Consider the following 22,276-nt stretch of genomic DNA (forward strand, 5'->3'; position numbering starts at 1 on the left):
TCAATTCCTCCTAATTTCTTTTTTCAAGGATGCTTGATATTGTTCTTCATAATCATACAAAGGCGTTGGATAGTCTCCATTAAAGTAAGACATACACAGCCCAGAATAAGGAGCATCATAATTTAATTGAATCCCATCAATCAGCCCTGCTTCACTCAAAAAAGCCAGCGAATCTGCGCCAATCTGCTCTTTGATCTCTTCAATTGAATAGTTTGCCGCAATTAGTTCGTCCCGCGTCTGTATATCAATGCCATAAAAACACGGATATTTTAATGGTGGTGAAGCAATTCTGACATGAACTTCTTGCGCTTCTGCTTCTTTTAATAAATGAATAATGCGCCGAATAGTGGTCCCTCGAACAATCGAATCATCTACTAAAACGACTTTTTTTCCTTTGACCACGCCACGAACTGCCGATAGTTTCATACGGACACCTTGTTCTCTTAATTCTTGTGTCGGCTGGATGAATGTTCGAGCGACATATTGATTTTTTACTAAACCTAGTTCGTAAGGTATCTGTGCTTCTTCTGCATAGCCGCTAGCTGCAGACAATGACGAGTTCGGTACACCAATTACCATATCAGCTGCGACTGGACTTTCGATTGCCAAGTTCTTCCCCATTCTTTTACGAGCTGTATGCACATTAACTCCAGCAATATTTGAATCTGGTCGTGCAAAATAAATATATTCCATTGCACAAATTGCCGGTTGAACTTCCGTAGTGAAAACCTCTATTTTCAAGCCTTCATCAGAAATGATGACTACTTCACCAGGCGCCACATCTTGAATAAAGCGAGCCCCAACTGTTTCTAATGCACACGTTTCGGATGCCACAACGTACGCCCCATTGTTCATTTGTCCGATGGAGAGAGGGCGAAAGCCGTTGGGATCCAGTGCAGCAATCATCATCGTTTCTGTTAATAAAAGATAAGCAAAGCCACCCTTAACCAAATTCAAGCTCTCTTTTAATTTATCGAGAAACGAGGCAGCAGTGCTTTTTCGAATCAAGTGCATTAAAATTTCAGTGTCTGAATTGGAATGAAAAATAGCGCCTTCTCTTTCTAGTTGTTTTCGTAAACGTTTGGCATTTGTCAAATTGCCATTGTGTGCTAACCCAATTTGACTATCATAAAATTTAAATAAAAATGGCTGAATATTATCCACGCTACCCGTACCAGCGGTTGCATAGCGTACATGACCAATAGCCGCCGTTCCTTCTAACGCATTCAGTTTTTCTTGCTTTTGGAATACTTCTGCTAATAAACCTAAATCACGGTGGCCATCTAATTTCCCAGAATTGTTCGCCACAATTCCCGCGCCTTCTTGGCCTCGATGCTGCAAGCTGTGTAAGCCAAAATAGGTCACTTGTGCCGCATCAGGATGACCCCAAATACCGAAAATACCACACTCTTCATTTAAGCTTTTTGCTTCATAAGACATGGAATCGCATCCTCCCATAAGGCTTTGGCTTCTTTTGTTGAACAATTGATCACATCATCTAACGCATGAATGACCAAACCAGTTTCAGTCACTTTCCCAATATGTTGAGCTTTTCTTCCGATAAGTGTTTCAAATGCTTCTTGATGCTGGGGACTAACTGAAAGAATAAAACGGGATTGCGTCTCCGCAAATAGATATTCTTTTTTTAATGGCAGTGTCACCTGTAACCCCAGTTCGTTAGCAAAAGCCGACTCGGCTAAAGCAACGGCAACGCCGCCTTCAGCGCAATCATGCGCGCTAGCAACTAGGCCTGCTTGAATTGCTTTTAAAACTAATTCTTGGTTTGCTTTTTCCTCTTTTAAATCAAATGAGCGTAATTGCCCTTCAATTCGACCCAGTTGCATTTTTTGAATTTCTGAGCCGTTAAAATCTGCGTGGGTTTCACCGATGAGATAAATTAAGTCATCCACTTGTTTAAACGCTTGTGTGGTAATTTGCGAAACATCTTCAATCACGCCCACCATGCCGATCATTGGCGTTGGATAAATGGCTTGACCATCTGTTTCATTGTAAAGAGAGACGTTCCCTGAAATCACGGGTGTTCCTAGCTGACGGCAGGCTGCGGCGATTCCATCCGCCGACGTCCATAATTCCCAAAAACTTTCTGGTTTATCAGGGGAACCATAATTCAAGCAATCAGTGATAGCCAAAGGTTGTGCTCCACTTGCTACAATATTACGGGCTGCTTCTGCAACCGCAATTTGCCCACCAATTTCAGGATTTAAATACAAATAACGGCTATTACAATCTGTCGTCATCGCTAAGGCTTTATTGGTGCCCCGCACTCTTAAAACAGCTGCATCACTTCCTGGTTGCACCACTGTATTCGTTTGTACTTGACTATCATAGGTTTCATAAACTGATTTTTTCGATGCAATCGTTGGCTGTTGCAATAGGCGTTTTAATAATTCCGTGCTATTCGTAATTTCTGGAATGAAGGGCGCTAATTTTTTAAAAGCACGCATCCGCTCTGGTTCTTGATAGGCTTTCTGGTAGACAGGGGCTTCTTCTGCCAAAGCATCTACTGGTACATCTGCGACTATTTTGCCACTGTGAAAGACACGATACTGTCCATCATCTGTTACGGATCCAATCGCTACCGCTTCTAAGTCATACGTTTGAAACAATTCACAAACTTGCTGTTCTGCTCCTTTTTCCACACAGATTAACATCCGTTCTTGGGACTCAGACAAGAGCATTTCATAGGGGCTCATCAGCGTCTCTCTCTGCGGAACTTTATCCAGCTCTAGAATCAAGCCTGAACCTGCTTTTGATGCCATTTCAGCACTTGAAGAAACCAAGCCAGCCGCCCCCATATCTTGGATGCCGATTAAAATATCTTGATGATTTTTGATTAAATCAAGACAAGCTTCCAATAATAATTTTTCCATAAACGGATCACCTACTTGTACCGCAGATCGTTGCTGTTCTTCACCTTCACTAAATTCTTCTGAAGCAAAGGTCGCACCATGAATTCCATCACGTCCTGTTTTCGCACCTACGTAAAGAATGCTATTTCCGACGCCTTTTGCTTGGCCTTTTTGAATCTCATCATGACGAATCAATCCCACACACATAGCATTGACAAGTGGGTTTCCTTGATAACATGGCTCAAAAGCAATTTCGCCGCCAACGGTTGGAATACCAATACAATTTCCATAACCGCTAATCCCCGCCACAACTTCTTGAAACAAATAACGTGTTCGTGCATCCGTCAGTTCGCCAAATCTTAACGAATCAAGTAAAGCAATCGGCCGCGCCCCCATACTGAAAATATCGCGAATAATTCCACCAACGCCTGTGGCTGCTCCTTCGTAAGGTTCTACTGCAGAAGGATGGTTATGACTCTCTGCTTTAAAAACAACAGCTAATCCGTCACCAATATCGACAATCCCAGCTCCTTCACCAGGGCCTTGAAGCACTTGTGGCCCTTCCGTCGGAAACTTTTTTAAAACGGGCTTGGAATTTTTGTAAGAGCAATGTTCACTCCACATCACGGAGAATAAGCCAGTTTCTGTATAATTAGGTTCTCTTTGCAAAATGGTCTCAATCTGATGATATTCTTCATCTGTTAGTCCCCATTCTGCATACAACCGTGTCTCCTTGATTTCTTTTGGTGTTGGTTCATTCATCATTGGCTTAATTCCTTTCCAAAGTTTTTAATGATTGAAGCAAAAAAGCTGCGTCCATCTGTTGAACCTAACAATTCTTCCATCGCTCGTTCCGGATGAGGCATCATTCCTAGAACATTGCCCTGTTCATTACAAATACCAGCAATATTCGCAAGACTACCGTTCACCTTTTCTTGATACGTAAAAACAATTTGGTTCTTTTCTTTCAGCTCCTTCAACGTTTTTTCATCACAATAGTAATTCCCTTCGCCATGCGCTACTGGTAAATGTATCGAAACATTTTCAGGATACTCGCTTGTAAACTTTGTGTGCGTATTCACTTTCAATGGGACACTTTTACAAATAAAACGAAGCGAATCATTTCTTAGCAACGTGCCAGGAAGTAAGCCAATTTCTGTTAAAATTTGAAAGCCATTACAAGTACCAAAAACCATTTTGCCTTCTGTAGCAAAGCGAATCACCTCATTGATAATTGGCGAAAACCGAGCAATTGCACCACAACGTAAGTAATCGCCATAAGAAAAACCACCAGGCAACAATACGCCATCAAATTTTGCTAAAGAAGTGGCATCATGTCGGACAAATTCTGCATCGACGCCCATCACCTCTTTGACAGCCCACAATAAGTCTGCATCACAATTGGATCCTGGAAAAACAATCACTGCCAATTTCATTTAAATTTCCTCCAAAGATAAAATTTCAAAACGATAGGATTCCATATTTACATTGGCTAATAGTTGATCACAAATTTGTTCAATTTTCTCTTCAATTGCTTCTGTCTGCTGGACGTGCATTTCAAAATACTTACCGACACGGATTTCGGCTACTTCTGTAAAACCAAGCCGATGGACTGCTTCCTTAACCGCTTCACCTTGGGGATCCAAAATTGATTCTTTATACGTAACATAGACTTTGACAAAATACATACGCGCTTCCTCCTCAATTAGCTGTTAGTAAACGTTGTAAAACTTCTTCATATACAGGAACTATTTCTCCTAATTCACGGCGATAAACATCTTTATCCAGATGTTCGTTTGTGTTTAAATCCCATAGACGACAGGTGTCTGGAGAAATTTCATCTGCCAGTAACAATTGATTGGCCTTCGTCCGACCAATCTCGATTTTAAAATCGATCAAACAAATATTGAGGCGTTGAAAGAGTTGACTAAGCGCCTGATTAATTTGTAAAGCCAATGCTTTAATCTCCACAATTTCAGCAGGAGTGGCTACTTTTAGAAATTGAATATGGTCTTCGTTAATAAAAGGATCATCCAGACGATCTTCTTTGTAATAAAATTCAATAATGGGCGTCACTAATTTAGTGCCCTCTTCAATCGCTAAACGCTTTGAAAAACTTCCTGCCGCATAATTACGTACGACAACTTCCAAAGGAATCATTTCTACGGCCTGAATTAATTGTTCGTATTCAGATACTTTTTTGATAAAATGATTGGGAATCTTCTGTTGCTGTAAATGTTCAAAAATTAGACTAGTGATTTGATTATTTAAAGCGCCTTTCCCAAGAACTTTGTCTTTTTTTTGACCATTTAAAGCTGTTGCTTGATCAAGATATTCCACAAAAAGAACCGCTGCATTTTCTGTTTGATACAACTTCTTCGCTTTTCCTGTATACACAAGTGCTTTCTTTTCCATTCTTTCCCTCTTCTCGTTAGCTTCATGAACCCTATTCTTTCTAAGTCAGCTGATTTACATCAGACAAAAACTTACATTAGTTATAAAAAAACAATAATCGTTCGTGTTTGTCGAATGTAAAAATAAAAAACTTGCTTGGAGCAAGCATTTATTAAGTTACGTTCCAAATACCAACAGTCTCAATTTCCTTTAACGTTTCTGATAAGCAAGGTGTTGTAATGGTGACGTGGCCCATTTTTCTGTCAACTTTTGATTCGGCTTTTCCATAGTAATGGACTTGCCAAGTGGGTTTTGACGTGCATAACTGGTAGCTTTTTTCTAAGTGTTCACCTAAGAGATTCACCATAACCACTGGTTGAAGTAACTGGGGTAACCCAATGCCCCAATTGCTAATCCCTCGAATATGCGCATCAAATTGACTAAATGAGCAAGCTTCAATAGAGTAATGACCTGAGTTATGAGGCCGTGGCGCTAATTCATTGACGTACAACTCTTCTGAATCTGTTAAAAACAGTTCGATAGCTAAAACCCCAGATAAATTTAATTCCTCAGCAATGTGTTGCGCCAATTCCGCTGCTTTTTGTTGCACATTCTCAGAAATTCGAGCTGGCACAATTGATTCATGCAAGATATTCTTTCGATGAATGTTTTCAGATACAGGAAAGCTTTGGTAACCATGCTTATTCCCTGCAACGATGATTGAAAGTTCTTTAGTGAAAGGCACCCACTTTTCTAATTCACAAGTAGCGTTAGCTAATAATTCAGTCGCTTGGGAGAAATCCTCTTCGCATTTTAAGACGACCTGTCCTTTTCCATCGTATCCACCTTGAATAGTTTTTAAGACACATGGAAAACCAATCTTTTCTGTTGTTTGTGGCAGCTCTTTCTGACTTTTCACTTCCGCAAAAGGGGCAATCTTACAGCCAATCGATTGAAGAAACGTTTTTTCAAGCAATCGATTTTGAGTAATTTTTAACAATTCTGTTCCTTGTGGCAACTTTTCTAGTGGAATGGCCTTTTCTAGGGAGGCCACTTCAATATTTTCAAATTCATAGGTGATCACATCGCATAACTCTGCTAGTTCAGTTAAAGCAGATATCTGATCAAAGGCTGCCACAATTTGACGGTCAGCTACTTGACCAGCTGGACTATTGAGCGTTGGGTCCAACACAATCATTTGGAAACCCATTTTTTTACCACTCATGACTAGCATTCGCCCTAACTGTCCCCCACCTATAATGCCAATAGTTGCTCCGACTTTTAAGGGTTTATTCAAGTTGTTCCCCACTTTCCATAACCGCTTTTTCCAATGATTGTCGTCTTGCTTGGATTCTTTCTGCTAACTGTAAATCATCAATACTTAGTATTTCTGCAGCTAATAACCCAGCATTGGTAGCACCTGCTGAGCCAATCGCAGTTGTTGCTACAGGAACTCCCCCTGGCATCTGCACAATAGACAACAGCGAATCAATACCGTTTAATGTTCGTGTTTTAACTGGAACACCAATGACAGGTAAGGTTGTCTTTGCAGCTACCATCCCTGGTAAATGGGCCGCTCCACCAGCGCCAGCGATAATAACCTTCAATCCTTTTGTTCGTGATTCCTCTGCAAAACGAAACATCAAATCAGGGGTCCTATGTGCTGATATCACTCGTTTTTCATAAGGAATTCCCAACTCTTCCAACACAAGACAAGCAGCTTTCATCGTTGCCCAGTCTGAGGTACTTCCCATAATCACAGCGACTAATGGTTTCATGAATGTAATAACTCCTTCCGCCTTTTTTCACTGTTATTCTAACAATGAGAAAAAGAGATGTCAAAGAAAAACCGAAATATTATAGATTAAAATTATATAACGTTCGTGTTTATCAAAAAAAGAGTCATCGGAAAGATGACTCTTTTTTTGCTATTTTTAGCGTTGCTACCTCTTTAAGAAGAAACGTCGCCTGTATTAATAACTGGTTGTGTGCTCTTATCAGTAATGATTGAGACTAGTAAATTATTAATAAGTTGTACTTTTCGTTCATCGGTAAAATTAATTTCTTGCCCTTCTTCAATCTGTTCTAAGGCCATTTGTGTCATGCTTACCGCACCTTCAACAATTGTTTGTCGAGCCGCTAAGATTGCTTTTGCTTGCTGTCTTTGCAACATGGAGCTAGCAATTTCAGTTGCATAAGCTAAATGATTCAACCGTGTTTCGATAACCTCTACACCAGCCACTGCTAAGCGTTCTTGCAATTCTTTGGTTAACTCCTCGGAAATTTGTTCGGTATTTCCTCGCAGAGTTACATCATTATCTGAAAAAGTGTCATAAGGATATTGTGTTGCTACATGCCGGATTGCCGTTTCGCTTTGAATTTCCACAAAGTCTTGATAATAATCGACATTAAATAACGCCTTAGCTGTATCGACTACCCGAAAAACAATGACCGCAGAGATTTCGATTGGATTCCCGTCAGAGTCATTGACTTTTAATAGAGAACTATTGAAATTTCGTACTTTCAAAGAAATGTTCATTTTTTGCGTAAATGGAATGGTAATAAACAACCCATTTTCTTTAATCGTACCTAAGTAGCGACCAAAAAATAAAATAGCTTTCGCCTGATTGGGACTAACAATGGTTAAGGAACTTAAAAATAAAATAGCCCCAATTAACAAAATAATACCTAAAACAACAAGAACACCATTGGTATGACTTGCTCCATAAATAAATAGACCAATTCCCGCAATTAAAATAACTAATAAGCTCGCAATTCCTACGTAGCCACTCATATAAAATGTTTTTTTCTCTTCCATCTGTTTCACTCTCCTAACTCATTTATCTGGTCCTTATTATACACCTCATTGCCTTCAATAGAGTAACTTTTAACATTAAATAAACTGATTTTTTCGGGGCTCTTGTAGTATACTGAGAACAAAGAAATCCCAAGAAAAGGAGTGATAGAATGCGCTATTTAAGCAAGGACATTTTAGAGGAAGTCATCACTCAACGCCCCTCCGACTCTTACAAAAGCAATTTTGGGCGTGTCGTATTAATCGGAGGAAACCGTCAATATGGCGGAGCCATCATCATGAGTACCGAAGCGTGTATCAATAGTGGCGCTGGTCTCACCACTGTGATTACTGATGTTAAAAATCACGGGCCTTTACATGCAAGATGCCCAGAAGCGATGGTCGTGGGCTTTGAAGAAACAGTCCTTCTGACGAACGTCGTAGAGCAAGCGGAGGTTATTTTAATTGGTCCAGGTTTAGGCTTAGATGCTACTGCACAACAAATGTTGAAGAGGGTGCTTGCCCAACATCAAAAAAAACAGTGGTTAATTATCGATGGCTCAGCAATTACCCTGTTTAGCCAAGGCAATTTTTCCCTTACCTATCCTGAAAAAGTTGTTTTCACACCTCATCAAATGGAATGGCAACGTTTGAGTCACTTACCTATTGAGCAACAAACACTGGTAAATAACCAGCGCCAACAAGCAAAATTAGGCAGTACGATTGTTTTAAAAAGTCATCGCACCACAATTTTCCACGCAGGAGAACCTTTTCAAAATACAGGCGGCAACCCTGGGATGGCTACTGGTGGAACTGGAGATACCTTGGCTGGCATCATTGCTGGTTTTTTAGCTCAGTTTAAGCCGACAATTGAAACCATTGCTGGCGCCGTCTACTTACACAGTCTCATTGGTGATGATTTGGCCAAAACTGACTATGTTGTTTTACCAACGAAGATTAGTCAAGCCTTGCCGACATATATGAAAAAATATGCCCAGCCACACACTGCACCTGATTCTGAACTATTAGAACAGAAGCGTTCGAGATAAAACCCGAAAAGGCTAAATGGTGACAAATTTTGGGTTAAAAAGCAGGATTTAAGCCTGGGCCGAAAATCAAAAGCGATTTTCAGCCCAGGCTCTCTTTTTATTTTTCCTTATAAACATTTTTTAACGTTAATGGAGCGCCAAAGGTATGAAAATTCAAGCCTTTGACTTTATCATTTTGCAGGACTGTTTGTTCATTTTGGCTAAGTGGAATCATGCCAGCAGTCGTTTCAATCACTTCTTTTTCAGCTGCAATCAGTGTCGCCCATCTTTTTTCTGGCTCTAAGGCATAGGTTGTGGCTGCTTCATCTAATAATTTGTCATAGACAGGGTTCTGATAATTGCGATCATTGCCCTTGTATAAAGTCATCAGGGTAGAAATAGGATCTTGATAGTCTGGTGTCCAGTAAATTAAGAATAAATCATAGTCACTTTCTCGCCCAAAGTTCAATGCAGCTTCAGTCGGCAATGCGGTTAGCTCTATTGTCAAACCAGGAAACAGTTCTTGTAGCGAGCCTTGCAAACTTTCACCAATTTTTTTGTAAGAACCATCATCTGTTACCATCAATTCAACGTTAACCTTTTCTCCTAATTCTGCTTGTGCTTTTTTCCAATAACTTTGCGCTTTTTCTTTGTTATAAACCATTAAATTACCTGCTTCTTGACGAAAATCGAGGCCCGTTGTGGGATTCGCCACAAAGCCTTCCGTAATCGCACCATGTAGCGCTTTAGAACCATCTGCAATAATATTATTGACTAGATTTTCTTTATCTATGCCTAAAGCCAACGCTTTACGCAGGTTTTCGTTTGCAAGCGGCGTTGCTTGCCCTTTCCGTTTTTGATTTAAGCGCAAATAGTTCATTGTCGCTGTTGGGTACGAATGATACAACGTATTATTTTTATTCTGTTGCGCCAATTCACCACTTAGTGTAGCCACATCTAATTGTCCATCTTCAAAAAGATTCAATGCGGTAGATGTTTCTTTGATAACCGTATAATTGATAATGTCTGAGCGCACGTTCTGGTGATCCCAATAGCGATTATTTTTTGCTAGTTGCCAGTCCATCTTTGTTTGCTGCCAATCTTTTACCACGAACGGACCATTATAGACGACTTTATCACTAGCAGTTCCATAGTCCGCACCAAATTGTTCGACTACTTTTTGATTTTGCGGGAAAAATGTCGGAAAAGCTAACAAGGACGTAAAGTACGGTTTTGGCTCTTTGAGCGTCACCTTTAATGTATAATCATCCACAGCTGTGACACCTAGTTCATTGGGTGCTAATTTCCCAGCTGAGATTTCTGCACCATTTTGAATTGTTTCAACGATGAGGAAACTATAGACAAAGCCGTTTTTAGGATCAATCATTTTTTTCCAAGCATATTCAAAATCATGCGCTGTGACAGGATTATCGTTACTCCAAACCGCTTCTTTTCTCAAAGAAATCGTGTAGGTTTTTCCATCTTCTGAAATCGTCGGCAATGCTTTTGCTACGGCTGGTACCAATTGGTCTTGTTCATCTAAACTATATAACCCTTCAAACGCTGCTGTTTGGACAATAGCATCTGGAAAATCCAATAATACAGAGGTGTTGAGCGTTGTTAATTCTGAAGGTGACATCAGTTGAACGGCTTCTTTGGTATTTTTCTGTTTCTTTTTATTTTCATTTTTATTGGTACACCCAGCTAAAAATCCTACCAATAAAATACAAACCATTGTGATTTTTAAATACTTTTTCATCTTCTTTCTCCTATAACTCTTCATTTTTTTATGCTCTTACTTACAGAAAGACAGCTCCCCTTTTATTTTGTCCTTTCCACAAGCATCCAGACAACGACCGCTGGCTCCAACCCATCATTATAATTAATGTGCCCCTCACCAGCTTCAATTAATTGAGCTTGTCCAGCTTTTCCGACTAAGTCTTGACCATCTTCTAAAATCGTATGTGCTTCGCCAGAAATCACATAAGAATATTCATCCTGTTCATGGCGAGCATATCCAGCTAAAGGCCGTTTTTCACCAGGCTGTAATGTAATAATGCCCATTTGAACTTGTGTATTTGGTTGGTTTTCTTTATCAAAAAAAATCGCCATTTCGTCTGATTCTGCTGATTTAATAAGCAATAGCTTTCCCTCCTTTTTTAAATCTTGTATCTTCCATTATTCCTTTAAATAGTATCAAAGTCAATCTTTTTATAGAAAATTCTGAATATTCTACACAAAAAAAGAGAGCATGAATTCTCTCTTTTTTGTCTCTTTAAACTTTTACAATCCAGCCTTCTGGCGCTTCTTTGTCACCAAACTGTATGCCAACCAGTTCATCATATAGTTGCTTAGTCACTGGTCCAACTTCCGTTTCACTATAAAATACATGGAAATCTGTGCCGTTTTGAATCCCACCAATAGGAGAAATAATCGCCGCTGTGCCACAAGCACCCGCTTCGGAGAAGTCCGCTAATCGATCAATGTAAACGTCTCCTTCAAGCGCCGTCATCCCTAAACGTTCTTTTGCTAGCGTCAATAATGAATATTTAGTAATACTTGGCAAAATAGACGCTGATTTCGGCGTAATAAAAGTACCATCTTTGGTTATGCCAAAGAAATTGGCTGCACCAACTTCTTCAATTTTCGTATGCGTATACGGATCTAAATAAATGCAATCACTAAATTCTTTCTCATGTGCTTCTGCACCTGGTAAAAGACTAGCTGCATAATTGCCCCCCACTTTAGCGGCCCCGGTTCCTCGACCCGCTGCTCGATCATATTCAGAAACGATAAAGTTGGTTGGTGCTAAACCATTTTTAAAATAGGAACCAACCGGCACGCAAAAAATAGAAAAAATGTATTCTTTGGCAGGTGCTACGCCAATATTATCGCCGACACCAATCATATAAGGGCGAAGATACAACGTACCGCCCGTTCCATATGGCGGTAAATAAGCAAGGTTGGCTTTCACCACTTCTTGGCATGCAGAAACAAAGGTTTCTACTGGTACTTGTGGCATCAGTAGACGCGCACAACTTTTTTGTAGCCGTTTGGCATTTTCATCTGGACGAAACAAATTGACAGAACCATCTGCACATTGATACGCTTTTAATCCTTCAAAACATTGTTGGCCATAATGTAGAGCAGGCGAACCTTCACTAATCGTTAACTGATTGTTATCTGTTAGCGCGCCTTCTTCCCACTTGCCATCTCGCCAATAACTAATATAACGAAAGGGCGTTTTAATGTAAGAAAATCCTAAATTATTCCAATCAAGATTGGCTTTTTCCATTGTCGTAGCACCTCAATTATTTTGATTTTTTATCTTAATTAGTGTAATTGTACCCACCAAAAACTAGAAAAGCAAGCCTTATTCTCATTCTTAACTTTCTTAACTTTTGTTATTTTTTCTTACTTGTCCATTTCTCCCTCGCAAAAAAACCTTGATAGCCGTTTCTTGAATTGCAACGGAATATCAAGGTTTCGAAAAATTATTCAGTATATTCTTTGGTTTCTTGTAACGTTCCATCTTGCTTATAGATTTTCAGCTTTGTTTGCTTATTCCGAGCAATTTCTTGAGCTCGTTCAACCGCCTCTTGTTTGTGGGTAAATGTATTACTTGCTTTTTCAGCGCTGTCTGAAATCACCAACCATTGGCCGTCTTTATATTTAACGTTGACAGCCGCCGTTAATAATTTTCCCGCATGTTTATCCTGTTTATGCGAATCTTGTTTCGTAGGATTTGCTTCTTGTTCGAAGGCCTTTTTATCTGCTGCACTTGCCTCTTGATACCATTTCTCCGCTTGACTAATCGCAATTGGAATGGCGCGATCATCAGGGTAGCCATCCGCAAGCAACGCATTGCCAATATCTATCGCTTTTTTCCGAATCAAAGGTGCTAAATTTTTCATTGATGTAGGATAATCATTCATATTCCAAGGCATCAAAATCTCCTCCTTAAATTCTGTCTATTACTAGCTTACTACAGAAAAGGAACATTTGAAAAAGAAATGATTACTTTGAATATTTCCCGAACCTTCTTGAGAGAATAAGCCTAATTTCCCATTAGCCAAACTTCTCAATCTTTGAGTGTATGATTACTCATTTCCCTTTGAATCAGTTATGATAAAGGAAGAAATAAATAAATTTTTTGGAGGGATTTTCATGAAAATGTCTAAAGTACTCACCACTGTTTTGACGGCAACTGCTGCTCTTGTGTTGCTTAGTGCTTGTTCATCTGATAAAAAAACAGATAGTAGTTCTAGTAGCAAAGAAACAGCTAATTCAAGTACAGAAGTAGTCTCTGGTGCTTCAATTAGTGCCAAGCCTGAAGAGCTCGAAATGGCGTTAAGTGATAAAGGAAATTGGATTGTCGCAGCTACTGACAATGTCACTTTTGATAAAGAGGTAACAGTTGCTGGTACTTTCCATGATAAGGGGAAAGATTCCAACGATGTCTATCGTAAATTAGCGCTTTATTCTCAAGATGATAATAAAAAAGTAACTGCTGAATATGAAATCACGGTTCCTAAGCTAATCGTTTCTTCTGAAAATTTCAACATCGTTCATGGGACTGTCAAAGGTGATATTGAGGTGAAAGCAAATGGCTTTACTTTAAATGGTACCAAAGTTAATGGCAATATTACTTTTGATAAACAAGAATATAAAGATTCTGCTGACTTAGAAAAAGATGGTGCCACTGTTACTGGTGAAGTCACAGTAGCCAATAATTAAGTTATTACCAGACAATTTTAACTAGTAAAAAACCAATGACAAATGTTCAATCAAATTTGTCATTGGTTTTAGTTTGTAAACACAGTGCCAGCATTGGTAGATAATTACAAAATGAACTCACTCTTTGCCATAAGCCTAAATAATTAAATGGTTTTACCTGTTGTAGCTGTGGAATCCTTGCTAAGCCATATAAGCCGGCTGCAAGCATACATAAAATAAACAAAAAACCAAAAAGTTTTTTATTTTTTTGCGAACCGTATTTACTGTAGATAATGGTTAAGACGCCTGATAACAACAAAAAGCCTGTATAACCGACTGCTGATCCTCCGTTATGAAGCGCGGCAGCAACTGTGCCAGCGGTTGAAGTGTCTACGCTGAAGAGTCCACTGAAAATACAATCAAATAAACCATAAGCGCCAATCATTGCCACTACTAACCAAGCACCTTTTTTCGTTTTTCTGGAAAAAATAGCATATATCCTAGGTAAACTTGCTAACATCAACATTCCCGCAATGATAGTTAAATGATTAAAGGTTTCCCTAACTGGACTATTCACATCACCTAATAAGCTAATTACTTCTGTCAATTGATTGTAACCTTGATCTTTGAATCCGACATAATAAGGTGTAAAAAAATCAAGTAAGACCCCTAAAACTAAAAAATAGCCGCCATATTTTTTTAAAAACTGCATTTATTCACCTCAATTTTGATTTTCTATTTACTTTAAGTATAGCATATCAAAAATTCCAAATAATTAAACTTTCTTTTCCACTAAAAAACTTTTCGTCAACGCGAGACGAAAAGTTTTACTTTAAGATTCAATAGAATCTACAATCTTATCATTTTCTTTTGATTCATTTAGCCACTCCGAGACAATAATTTTAATGATTGCAGCAACAGGAACTGCTAAAAACATCCCTAAGACGCCGAAGTACGCTCCCCCAATCGTGATTGAAACAATAATTAAAATCGGATTGACATTTAGGGCATCTCCCATAATTCGAGGACCAATAATATTGCCGTCAATTTGTTGTAAAATTAATAAAACTAGTAACACCGTAATTGCTTGAGTAACACCACCTGTGAAAAGCGTAATCACACCAGCAACAATTGACGCAAAAATCGAACCAAAATAAGGAATCATATTACAAATACCTAATAAAATACCCAAAGTCACAGCAAATTTCACATTCAAAATACTTAACAAAATCGTTGATGAAACGCCAATTATACAAGCATCAAGAAATTGGCAACTGATAAATTTATAGAAAATTTTATTCGTTGTATTTAACCAGGTTTGTGTTTGCTTGTACACTTTTTCAGACAGCAATTTGTGGGCAGCCTTTTCAACAAATGTCAAAATAGATTGCTTAAATACCAGCGCATATATTGAGATAATCAACGTCAAAAATGCATTTAAAAAGAATGAGGAAACATTTTTAGTCAACGTTCCTAATGAAAATAACGCTTGTGTCCATTGATTTAAAAAACGTTCCGGCGACAAATCTTTAAGGACACTATTTAAATATTTTTCAATCGCGGCTGTTTTTAAAATCCCTTTATCTTCTAAACTCATCACAAACTGAACCATGTGATCATAAAAAGTGGGTAAAGAGTTTGCTAAATCTACTAAATTACTAATGAGTAGCGGAACGATATAGTTTAATGTCAAGACAAAAATAAACAAAATAATCAGGTATAAAAGGAGTACACTCAAGCCGTGTTTCGCTTTTTTAACGACTGGTAAAGGTACTCTTTCTAGTAATCCCTCGATTTTTTTCTGACTTCCACTCAATAAATAAGCAATCACGAACCCAGTAATGAATGGGGATAAGATGCCTAATAAACCCGAAACACTATGGACAAAGTGCTGATAATTCGTGATTAATAAATAGCCAACAATCAGCGCCATTACAAATAAAAAGCGGACAACCCAGTAATTCCAATCAACATTGTATTTCTTCAATCACTTCACCTCTAAATAAATTATGCCTATCATTGTAATTGTAAACGATTTGTGGCAAAAGGCAAGTTTGTCCATTCGTTCTTGATGAAATACACAAAGAAGCCTGACACTTTAAAAAATGTGTCTGTTTATTCTGCAGTATAAAAATGAGGCACTAGACCTTGCTTCTTTTCATAAAAGAAGCAACTTGGGCTACAAGTACGTTTAACTTGTAGCCCAAGTTGCTTAGATAGACTAAATTTATTTTTTCGATTCCACTGTGACCGTAAAGTTATCCATAATGAAATCTTTATCGGCACCTGTTGTAAAAATACCAAACGTAGTGTTTCCTGAAGCATCCCCAATTATTTCTGCTTCATAATGCTTGGTTTGACCATCTGCTGCTGTCGAAGTCAACTCACCGACTGGCTTAAAGTCATTGTTATTTTTCAACTCCCCATTAATGGTCCCAGCAGTAAAGACATTTTCACCATCAGTTTGATAATCAAATTGGACCGTATATTTCTTGTTCGGTTCAAATTTAATATTTTGCGGAATTGTTTGAAGCATCAATCCTGCTCCTTGTTTATGGGCTTTCAAGGACCAGTTGCCTTCTAATACATCTGAAACAAGATTTCCATTCCAACCATATTGTGTATAAGGTTCATTTCTTTCTGATAAATGAATCCGTGGATCTTCTACACCACCAGCTGAGCCTTTAACAAACGGATATAACCCAACTGCTTGTGTGTCTTCAAAATCTTGCTTAATAACTGTTTGTTTGTCTGGGTTCATGATATCCGTTTGACGCTCAGCAATTCGTAAATCATCAAATTTTGTAACGGAATTGCCTTTATCAACCGCTAACGTCACCGAGCCTTTTTTGGCATTATCTGGGATTTCAAAATCAATTCGCATATTTTGCATATACTGCGGATTTTTCCTGCTTGTATGGTTAATATCTGCCTGAATGTAGTTTTGGGCAACCGAATTATTCACTGTCCGCGTATATTTCTTACCACCAATTTTAACAGTTACTGTGGCTTTGCGATCATGTGTTTCTGTGTTTAGATACAAACTATATTTTCCTGGTTTAGGAAGATTGATGTCTTGTTTGATTTCGGTTCTTTCTTTTTCTGAACTAAAGACATAATCACCGTTAGCATCTTTTTTAACTTCACCATCACCTCGGAAAACTTTCCAGTTATTTTTTAAGGTATTGGCTTCATTAAATCCAGGATCTTTAAATGGTGTTCCTGTTCCAAATGTCATCGGTTCAATACTGTCAGGTTCAGCAATGACATACGGTGTATTAGCCTCGGCTTGGATGGTCACTTGGTTATTTGTAGTGGCAATTGCGCCTTTGTCAATACGCCCTTGATCTGTTAATTCATATAAATGTAAATTCGTTTTTCCTTGCATTTTCTTATCCAATGACCAAGTGCTGGTACCGCCTTTTGGATTCCAGTGATATAGTTTGTCTTGACCATTGACATTCCAAGGCAGTAGATACGCATCACCTTTTAGAACTTCTGTCTCATTTAACGTAATGCTTCTTGGCGAATTAGCATCTGCTTGAGTAACGGTCACTTTTTCAGTACCGTTCGCTAATTTAATCGTACCATAGATTTGACCATCTGCTGCTGTTGTAGTTTCCCAGTTTGTAATTTGGTAATGTTGTAAGAACTTAGTCGGGACATTAATGGCAAAAGTTTTTTGGCGATAGGTATTAAAATTGGTTTTACCCACCCAACCTTCATAGGCTTCAAATTCAGCTCCACCTAACAAAGGGTTGTCGGAAATAATCCAAGTGTCTTTTTGATGATTCCGAATAAAACGAACGATTGTACTGTTAAAGCCTTTCGTTGTTGTACCGCCGTAATCTTTTTCTGCAGACCAATGGTTCCAAACCGAGTCATACTCTAGAGCATTCGGAAATTCATTGGTTGTAAACCAACCGAGTGAATTAATTTCTTTACTTAGTTGACGACTTGCCCAACCTGATTCGCCTTGATTGCCCCAAACATCAACATAAATATAATCTAGATTCGGTGCTTTTTGTTTTAATTCTTTAAAGCGCTCATAGCGACGACCACTCAATGCATCGGGTCTTTGTTTAATAAAATATGACGGATCTAACCAATCCCAGCCACGCTTCGTTGGATCAACTAATTCCTCATTAAATCCTTTTGCTTCTGGGTAAGACTCGGTGTCATTAATATGCACACCGAAAACGGCATTTAATTTATGGCCTTCGTCAATTAATTGATTCAACGCTTGTTCCCCGCCAGGTCGCTGACCAATAGCACCGTAATCTGGATGCGCAGAATCATGTCCTTCATTTTGATACCCTTTTAGTAAATTCATTTGTCCTAATCCATCTGTTAAATTGTAAATGCGTTTTGATTCGTCTAACGTCACTAAGAATGGGTTCGTCGCCTGACTAGCAAAGTTAAAAGGAATCCGTTGGTTGACTAATTCAGGGACTTTTTCCGCACCCATTGGGTTATTCATAATTGAACGGAACCCAATTGCCGCATCTTGCCAATCCACCCGATTGTCGTCGTTGCTATCTTTTGAGAATTTAACTTTCACTTCTGGCGTTTCTCCAGTTGTGTAATCTTCCGGTGCATCAAATGGTCGATAGGTCCATGCCCCACTTGACAAGGTTGTTACAAAACCAGTCGCCGCTTCTTTTGTTTGTTTATGGATTCGATTGTTGTCACTACCATCGACAGAGCCGTCTCCATAGGCGTTCGTCCAAAAACTTGCAGCATAATTCGCCGTATTTAAGAAACCATACATATATTTTTTCGTTTCTTCTTGGCTTGTTGTAGTTAAATCTTGGATAGTATCACCATTTTTATTTCCGTTATTTGCATTTGTCCCAGTATTCATCACAACGCCAGCAAAAGTCGCCCCTTCATCTGTACTATTGACAGAAATCAAGCCTTGATTTGGAATTGAAATTGTGTGTATTTTGGTTCCTTCTTCACGAATATCTGAGAGTTTCATAGCTAATTCTTGGCCTTCGGAAACAGTCAATGTTGTTGTGAAATGCAAACCAATTTCTGGGACAGCTACGTTATAAACGGCTTGATTTGCTTCACTCTTTTGTTTTTCAGCAGTTGCTTTATATGCTTTGCCATCAATCATTACTTGGTCAATTTTCTCGTGTTGGCCATTAAAAATCACTTGATTACTCTGAGGGTCTTCGTAGCGAATAATTCGTGGAAATTGTGGATCAACCACGGCTGTTAAATCTGCGGAAGAGATTTTGTCGCCTTTTTCAGCTTCATTGTCTTTAGCAACAACAATGCTGGCTTTTGCTTTGATGTTTGTATTTTCCAAAGTACCGTCGACTTCAAAAGTTCCTGGTTCTTTGTATGCATCAGGATCGATTTCATTCCAACTTACTGCTTCATTGGCTTCTTTACCAGTATTATAGGTCACTTTTACTTGTTTCGGTAATTTTGGTGCAACACCAATTTTTATAAAAACTTTGACTGGCGCAATTTGGGTCACTTCTGGCACAATTTCCGGAATGCTATCCACGGGGCCATTTTTAAAATAGTCATAATTGACAATTTTTTTGTCGTACCACAATCGGACACCCACATGTCCGGCTTCTGTTGGAATTTTGTCTCCGTTGGCCAAAACAGGTTCTCCTTCGTAAATCAACGTGGTGTTAAGCCAGATAGTAATTTTTTCACCAACATAACGTACTTTCAACAAATAATTCGTATCTTCATTTAACGTTGGCCCAGAAATTGAATCATTCCACGAATTAGGGCTTTCAACTAACCATTTGCCATTCGCGTTATAGCCTACAAAAACCCAGCTATCTTTGGTATTACCACGAATAATCACACCCGTCCGACCGCTTCCAGCAGTGTATTTAAACTTTGTTTCTACTTCACCATCAGCTAATTTAGGGGAATCTAAATTTAAAGATACGGCATTATTACCTGCTGCTGCATCTCGTGAAATCGCCAATGACTCTCCTGCTAATTCTCGATTTGTTTTACCAATCACATCTTGCCACTCACCAATTTTCCCTCCTGGAAAATCAGATTGCCACAATTTTTCTTCTGTTGCGGTAGGTTCCACCATTGATGAGCTTGTTTCAGTGCTGCTGTTTGTTGTTTCTTCTGCAGACGTACTTAATGGTACTAAAATCGTTGCGCTTGCCAATAGTGTCAATGTACTAAATCGTTTTATTTTTCCATGTTTCATCTGATAAATCAGCCCCCTAACATTTTTGAACACGCTTTCATTATTAACAATTAAAGGGGCGTTCCAAAAATAAATTCTTTTATTTTTGGAACGTCCATCTCTAAATCATTCTCTTAAAAACTTTGATTACTTACGACAACAAGTCAGAATTATTCATCCTCATCATCTACTGCAACATTTAGCAGCAATTCGTTGACTTTCACAATACTTTCTGCTGATTCTTTAACATAGTCACCTTCAATTGCTAATAAACTTGCATTTACATAGCTGATAACCATCGGTAAATTCATCCCAGTATATAAGTCAAACGAGGCACCTTGCATAATTTTTTTGGATAAAATATTACAAGGTGTTCCCCCTAATAGATCAGCAAAGACAACAAAATCTTCTAACGATTCCGTAATCGCTTCAAATTTTTCTAAAAAGTCAGCTTCACCTTCTTCTGGTAATAAAGCAACAGTGGAAATTGTTTCTTGCGGTCCCATAATCATCTCCGCACTTTTTTTCAATTCCTCGCAAAAACGGCCATGACTTACTAAAACTAAATGTTCACTCATCGATTTTCTCCTGTCTTACTTATTTTGAAATAACACCTAACGCAGACAATGCGACACAGACAATTAATACGATAAAAATGGCTTTAGTAGACGTCATATTCTTTTTACCTAGCATCCAATAAACACCACCGACAATTCCTGCAGGAAGTAGACGTGGTAAAATCATATCCAAGTTATTTTGCATGTTAAGTGTTACATCCCCAATACTTGGTGCCCATGATAGTTTGACATTAACCATCGTTGCCACTAAAGCGCCAACCATGAAGACCCCTAGTAAAGTTGCAGCATCTGTTAAGGCAGTTAAGCGGTGTTGCATAGTTGTTACCAAAGAAATTCCTTCGCGATACGCAAATTCCAATTGTTTCCAACGGAAGACCATCACGGCAATTTGAGCAACAATCCAGATAAAGATACCAGTTGGGTTGCCATTAATCGCCATGTTGGCAGCTAGCGCCCCAAAAATAGTTGGAATTAAAGCTGCGAAAATTGAATCCCCAATTGCTGCAAACGGTCCCATTAAACCAGTTTTCAAACCTGAAACTGTTTGTTTTCCAGCAATGCCTTCTTTTTCTTCAATGGCCAAATCGATCCCTGTAATAATTGTATTAAAGAAGTTTGAAGTATTGAAAAATTGCGTGTGTGTTTTCATCACTTCTTTTAATTCAGGCGTATCATCCCCATAAATTTTACGCAATTGTGGCAAAATCGTATACAAGTAACCTGATCCTTGCATTCTTTCGTAGTTCCAACCTAATTGGAAAGTAAACAAGCTTCTGCGATTAATTTGTTTAAAATCTTCTTTCGTCAATTTATAATTAGATTTCGTCATCTTCAATCTCTCCTTCGTCTGAATCATTCGCTGCATGTTCTTTTTTGGCTGCTGGTCCACTCGGAATCATTTGGCCATTTTTGTAGCTAATTGCGGCTAAAGCGAAACCAATTAAAGCGACTGCTAACATTGGTAGTGCGTTAAATACACCACTGAAGTCTTTCACAACGCTCGCAACAGATGTTCCTAAAAGTTGCATGTTTGTAAAGATTGTTCCTAGTAAAGCAGTTACAGTGAAACCAAGAATTAAATAAGGGAAATGTTTTTTCACTGGTAAGTAACGTAGTAAAATTGCAAAACCGACCGCTGGTAAGACCGCCCCAGCAACAGACAAGCCATCACCTAACCATTTCAAATCGCCATTTAGGACAGATACAACTTTTTGTACTAAACCACCACCAAAAGCAAGTGCTAAGAAGACTGGAATCATTCGAGAAAGAGACCAAGGTAAGGCACCCATTAAGAAGTTACGTTCAATTCCTTTGTAGTTCATATCTTCGACCATTTTATCAATTCGATGTGCAAAGTAGGTATTCGCAAAACGAGCCAAAATGTCTAATTGAATCATTAAACTAGCAACTGGTACTGCAATAGCAGCGATTGCTTGTTCAGGGTTCATTCCTAAAGACACAGAAAATGCTGTGGCAAGAATCGTGCCTGAGTTAGCATCAATTTTGGAGGCACCCCCGAAAGTCCCAACTCCTAATACAGTTAATTGCATACTTCCACCAATAATAAGTCCTGCTTTAATATCCCCCATCACTAATCCTGCAAAAAGACCTGCAAACACTGGCGCACTTAATGAAGAATAAATTTGTAATTCATCTAAAATTTGGTATCCTGCGTATAATGTTAATAATAAGATCTGCCACCATAAGATATTCAT

At 38.7% G+C, this 22,276-nt stretch carries 20 protein-coding genes; 2 read left to right on the top strand and 18 right to left on the bottom strand.

Annotation, left to right across the window (positions count from 1 at the left end):
• From purF to IGK82_RS07610, 8 genes are all read right to left on the bottom strand, one after another.
• Positions 1 to 1,440 carry an amidophosphoribosyltransferase gene (gene purF, locus IGK82_RS07575; RefSeq protein WP_430605075.1) on the bottom strand — a complete coding sequence of 480 codons (1,440 nt, stop codon included), beginning with the start codon at positions 1,438 to 1,440 and terminating at the stop codon, positions 1 to 3.
• A complete protein-coding gene (gene purL, locus IGK82_RS07580; protein WP_016622381.1) occupies positions 1,416 to 3,635 on the bottom strand; it encodes a phosphoribosylformylglycinamidine synthase subunit PurL in 2,220 nt (739 codons plus the stop codon). The genes purF and purL overlap by 25 nt, the downstream gene beginning before the upstream one ends.
• Entirely contained in the window at positions 3,632 to 4,306 is a 675-nt protein-coding gene (gene purQ, locus IGK82_RS07585) for a phosphoribosylformylglycinamidine synthase subunit PurQ (RefSeq protein WP_002361952.1), read from the bottom strand. Before purQ ends, purL begins: the two co-directional genes overlap by 4 nt.
• Positions 4,307 to 4,558, bottom strand: a complete 252-nt coding sequence (gene purS, locus IGK82_RS07590; protein WP_002357271.1) for a phosphoribosylformylglycinamidine synthase subunit PurS — start codon at positions 4,556 to 4,558, stop codon at positions 4,307 to 4,309.
• A gap of 13 nt (positions 4,559 to 4,571) precedes the next feature.
• Entirely contained in the window at positions 4,572 to 5,285 is a 714-nt protein-coding gene (purC, locus tag IGK82_RS07595) for a phosphoribosylaminoimidazolesuccinocarboxamide synthase (protein ID WP_010708727.1), read from the bottom strand.
• A 151-nt stretch (positions 5,286 to 5,436) separates the two neighbouring features.
• The gene (purK, locus tag IGK82_RS07600; RefSeq protein WP_010709487.1) at positions 5,437 to 6,561 is read right to left on the bottom strand and encodes a 5-(carboxyamino)imidazole ribonucleotide synthase; all 1,125 of its coding nucleotides are present in this window, start codon (positions 6,559 to 6,561) and stop codon (positions 5,437 to 5,439) included.
• Positions 6,554 to 7,042 (bottom strand): 5-(carboxyamino)imidazole ribonucleotide mutase, encoded by a 489-nt coding sequence (purE, locus tag IGK82_RS07605; RefSeq protein ID WP_002360132.1) that lies wholly within the window; start codon positions 7,040 to 7,042, stop codon positions 6,554 to 6,556. Before purE ends, purK begins: the two co-directional genes overlap by 8 nt.
• Positions 7,043 to 7,215: 173 nt before the next feature.
• Positions 7,216 to 8,082 carry an SPFH domain-containing protein gene (locus IGK82_RS07610; RefSeq protein WP_010709488.1) on the bottom strand — a complete coding sequence of 289 codons (867 nt, stop codon included), beginning with the start codon at positions 8,080 to 8,082 and terminating at the stop codon, positions 7,216 to 7,218.
• 149 nt (positions 8,083 to 8,231) lie between these two features.
• Between IGK82_RS07610 and IGK82_RS07615 the strand changes: the two genes are divergently transcribed.
• Complete coding sequence (locus tag IGK82_RS07615) at positions 8,232 to 9,107, top strand: NAD(P)H-hydrate dehydratase (protein WP_002410588.1); 876 nt, start codon at positions 8,232 to 8,234, stop codon at positions 9,105 to 9,107.
• Positions 9,108 to 9,204: 97 nt separating this feature from the next.
• Here IGK82_RS07615 and IGK82_RS07620 read toward each other — a convergent pair whose 3' ends face one another.
• From IGK82_RS07620 to IGK82_RS07635, 4 genes are all read right to left on the bottom strand, one after another.
• Complete coding sequence (locus IGK82_RS07620; RefSeq protein WP_010709489.1) at positions 9,205 to 10,845, bottom strand: peptide ABC transporter substrate-binding protein; 1,641 nt, start codon at positions 10,843 to 10,845, stop codon at positions 9,205 to 9,207.
• Positions 10,846 to 10,907: 62 nt separating this feature from the next.
• The gene (locus IGK82_RS07625) at positions 10,908 to 11,228 is read right to left on the bottom strand and encodes a cupin domain-containing protein (RefSeq protein ID WP_010709490.1); all 321 of its coding nucleotides are present in this window, start codon (positions 11,226 to 11,228) and stop codon (positions 10,908 to 10,910) included.
• 133 nt (positions 11,229 to 11,361) lie between these two features.
• Positions 11,362 to 12,381 (bottom strand): branched-chain amino acid aminotransferase, encoded by a 1,020-nt coding sequence (locus tag IGK82_RS07630; protein ID WP_010709491.1) that lies wholly within the window; start codon positions 12,379 to 12,381, stop codon positions 11,362 to 11,364.
• 199 nt (positions 12,382 to 12,580) lie between these two features.
• The gene (locus tag IGK82_RS07635) at positions 12,581 to 13,033 is read right to left on the bottom strand and encodes a DUF2188 domain-containing protein (RefSeq protein WP_010709492.1); all 453 of its coding nucleotides are present in this window, start codon (positions 13,031 to 13,033) and stop codon (positions 12,581 to 12,583) included.
• A gap of 178 nt (positions 13,034 to 13,211) precedes the next feature.
• On the opposite strand from IGK82_RS07635, the gene IGK82_RS07640 reads away from it, so the two are divergent.
• The gene (locus IGK82_RS07640; protein ID WP_002382413.1) at positions 13,212 to 13,823 is read left to right on the top strand and encodes a lipoprotein; all 612 of its coding nucleotides are present in this window, start codon (positions 13,212 to 13,214) and stop codon (positions 13,821 to 13,823) included.
• A gap of 46 nt (positions 13,824 to 13,869) precedes the next feature.
• Here the strand turns inward: IGK82_RS07640 and IGK82_RS07645 are convergent, their stop codons facing one another.
• The 6 genes from IGK82_RS07645 to IGK82_RS07670 form a co-directional block, all read right to left on the bottom strand.
• Complete coding sequence (locus IGK82_RS07645; protein ID WP_002361965.1) at positions 13,870 to 14,514, bottom strand: DUF998 domain-containing protein; 645 nt, start codon at positions 14,512 to 14,514, stop codon at positions 13,870 to 13,872.
• A 120-nt stretch (positions 14,515 to 14,634) separates the two neighbouring features.
• Positions 14,635 to 15,789 carry an AI-2E family transporter gene (locus IGK82_RS07650; RefSeq protein WP_002386882.1) on the bottom strand — a complete coding sequence of 385 codons (1,155 nt, stop codon included), beginning with the start codon at positions 15,787 to 15,789 and terminating at the stop codon, positions 14,635 to 14,637.
• Between the two features lie 240 nt (positions 15,790 to 16,029).
• Positions 16,030 to 20,004 carry an endo-alpha-N-acetylgalactosaminidase family protein gene (locus tag IGK82_RS07655; protein ID WP_430605076.1) on the bottom strand — a complete coding sequence of 1,325 codons (3,975 nt, stop codon included), beginning with the start codon at positions 20,002 to 20,004 and terminating at the stop codon, positions 16,030 to 16,032.
• Positions 20,005 to 20,153: 149 nt separating this feature from the next.
• Complete coding sequence (locus IGK82_RS07660; protein WP_002361967.1) at positions 20,154 to 20,561, bottom strand: PTS sugar transporter subunit IIA; 408 nt, start codon at positions 20,559 to 20,561, stop codon at positions 20,154 to 20,156.
• Between the two features lie 19 nt (positions 20,562 to 20,580).
• Positions 20,581 to 21,390 (bottom strand): PTS system mannose/fructose/sorbose family transporter subunit IID, encoded by an 810-nt coding sequence (locus IGK82_RS07665; RefSeq protein ID WP_002357254.1) that lies wholly within the window; start codon positions 21,388 to 21,390, stop codon positions 20,581 to 20,583.
• Positions 21,377 to 22,276 carry a PTS mannose/fructose/sorbose/N-acetylgalactosamine transporter subunit IIC gene (locus tag IGK82_RS07670; RefSeq protein WP_002357253.1) on the bottom strand — a complete coding sequence of 300 codons (900 nt, stop codon included), beginning with the start codon at positions 22,274 to 22,276 and terminating at the stop codon, positions 21,377 to 21,379. The genes IGK82_RS07665 and IGK82_RS07670 overlap by 14 nt, the downstream gene beginning before the upstream one ends.

This window comes from Enterococcus sp. AZ197 (assembly GCF_050556405.1).
Taxonomy (GTDB): domain Bacteria; phylum Bacillota; class Bacilli; order Lactobacillales; family Enterococcaceae; genus Enterococcus; species Enterococcus faecalis.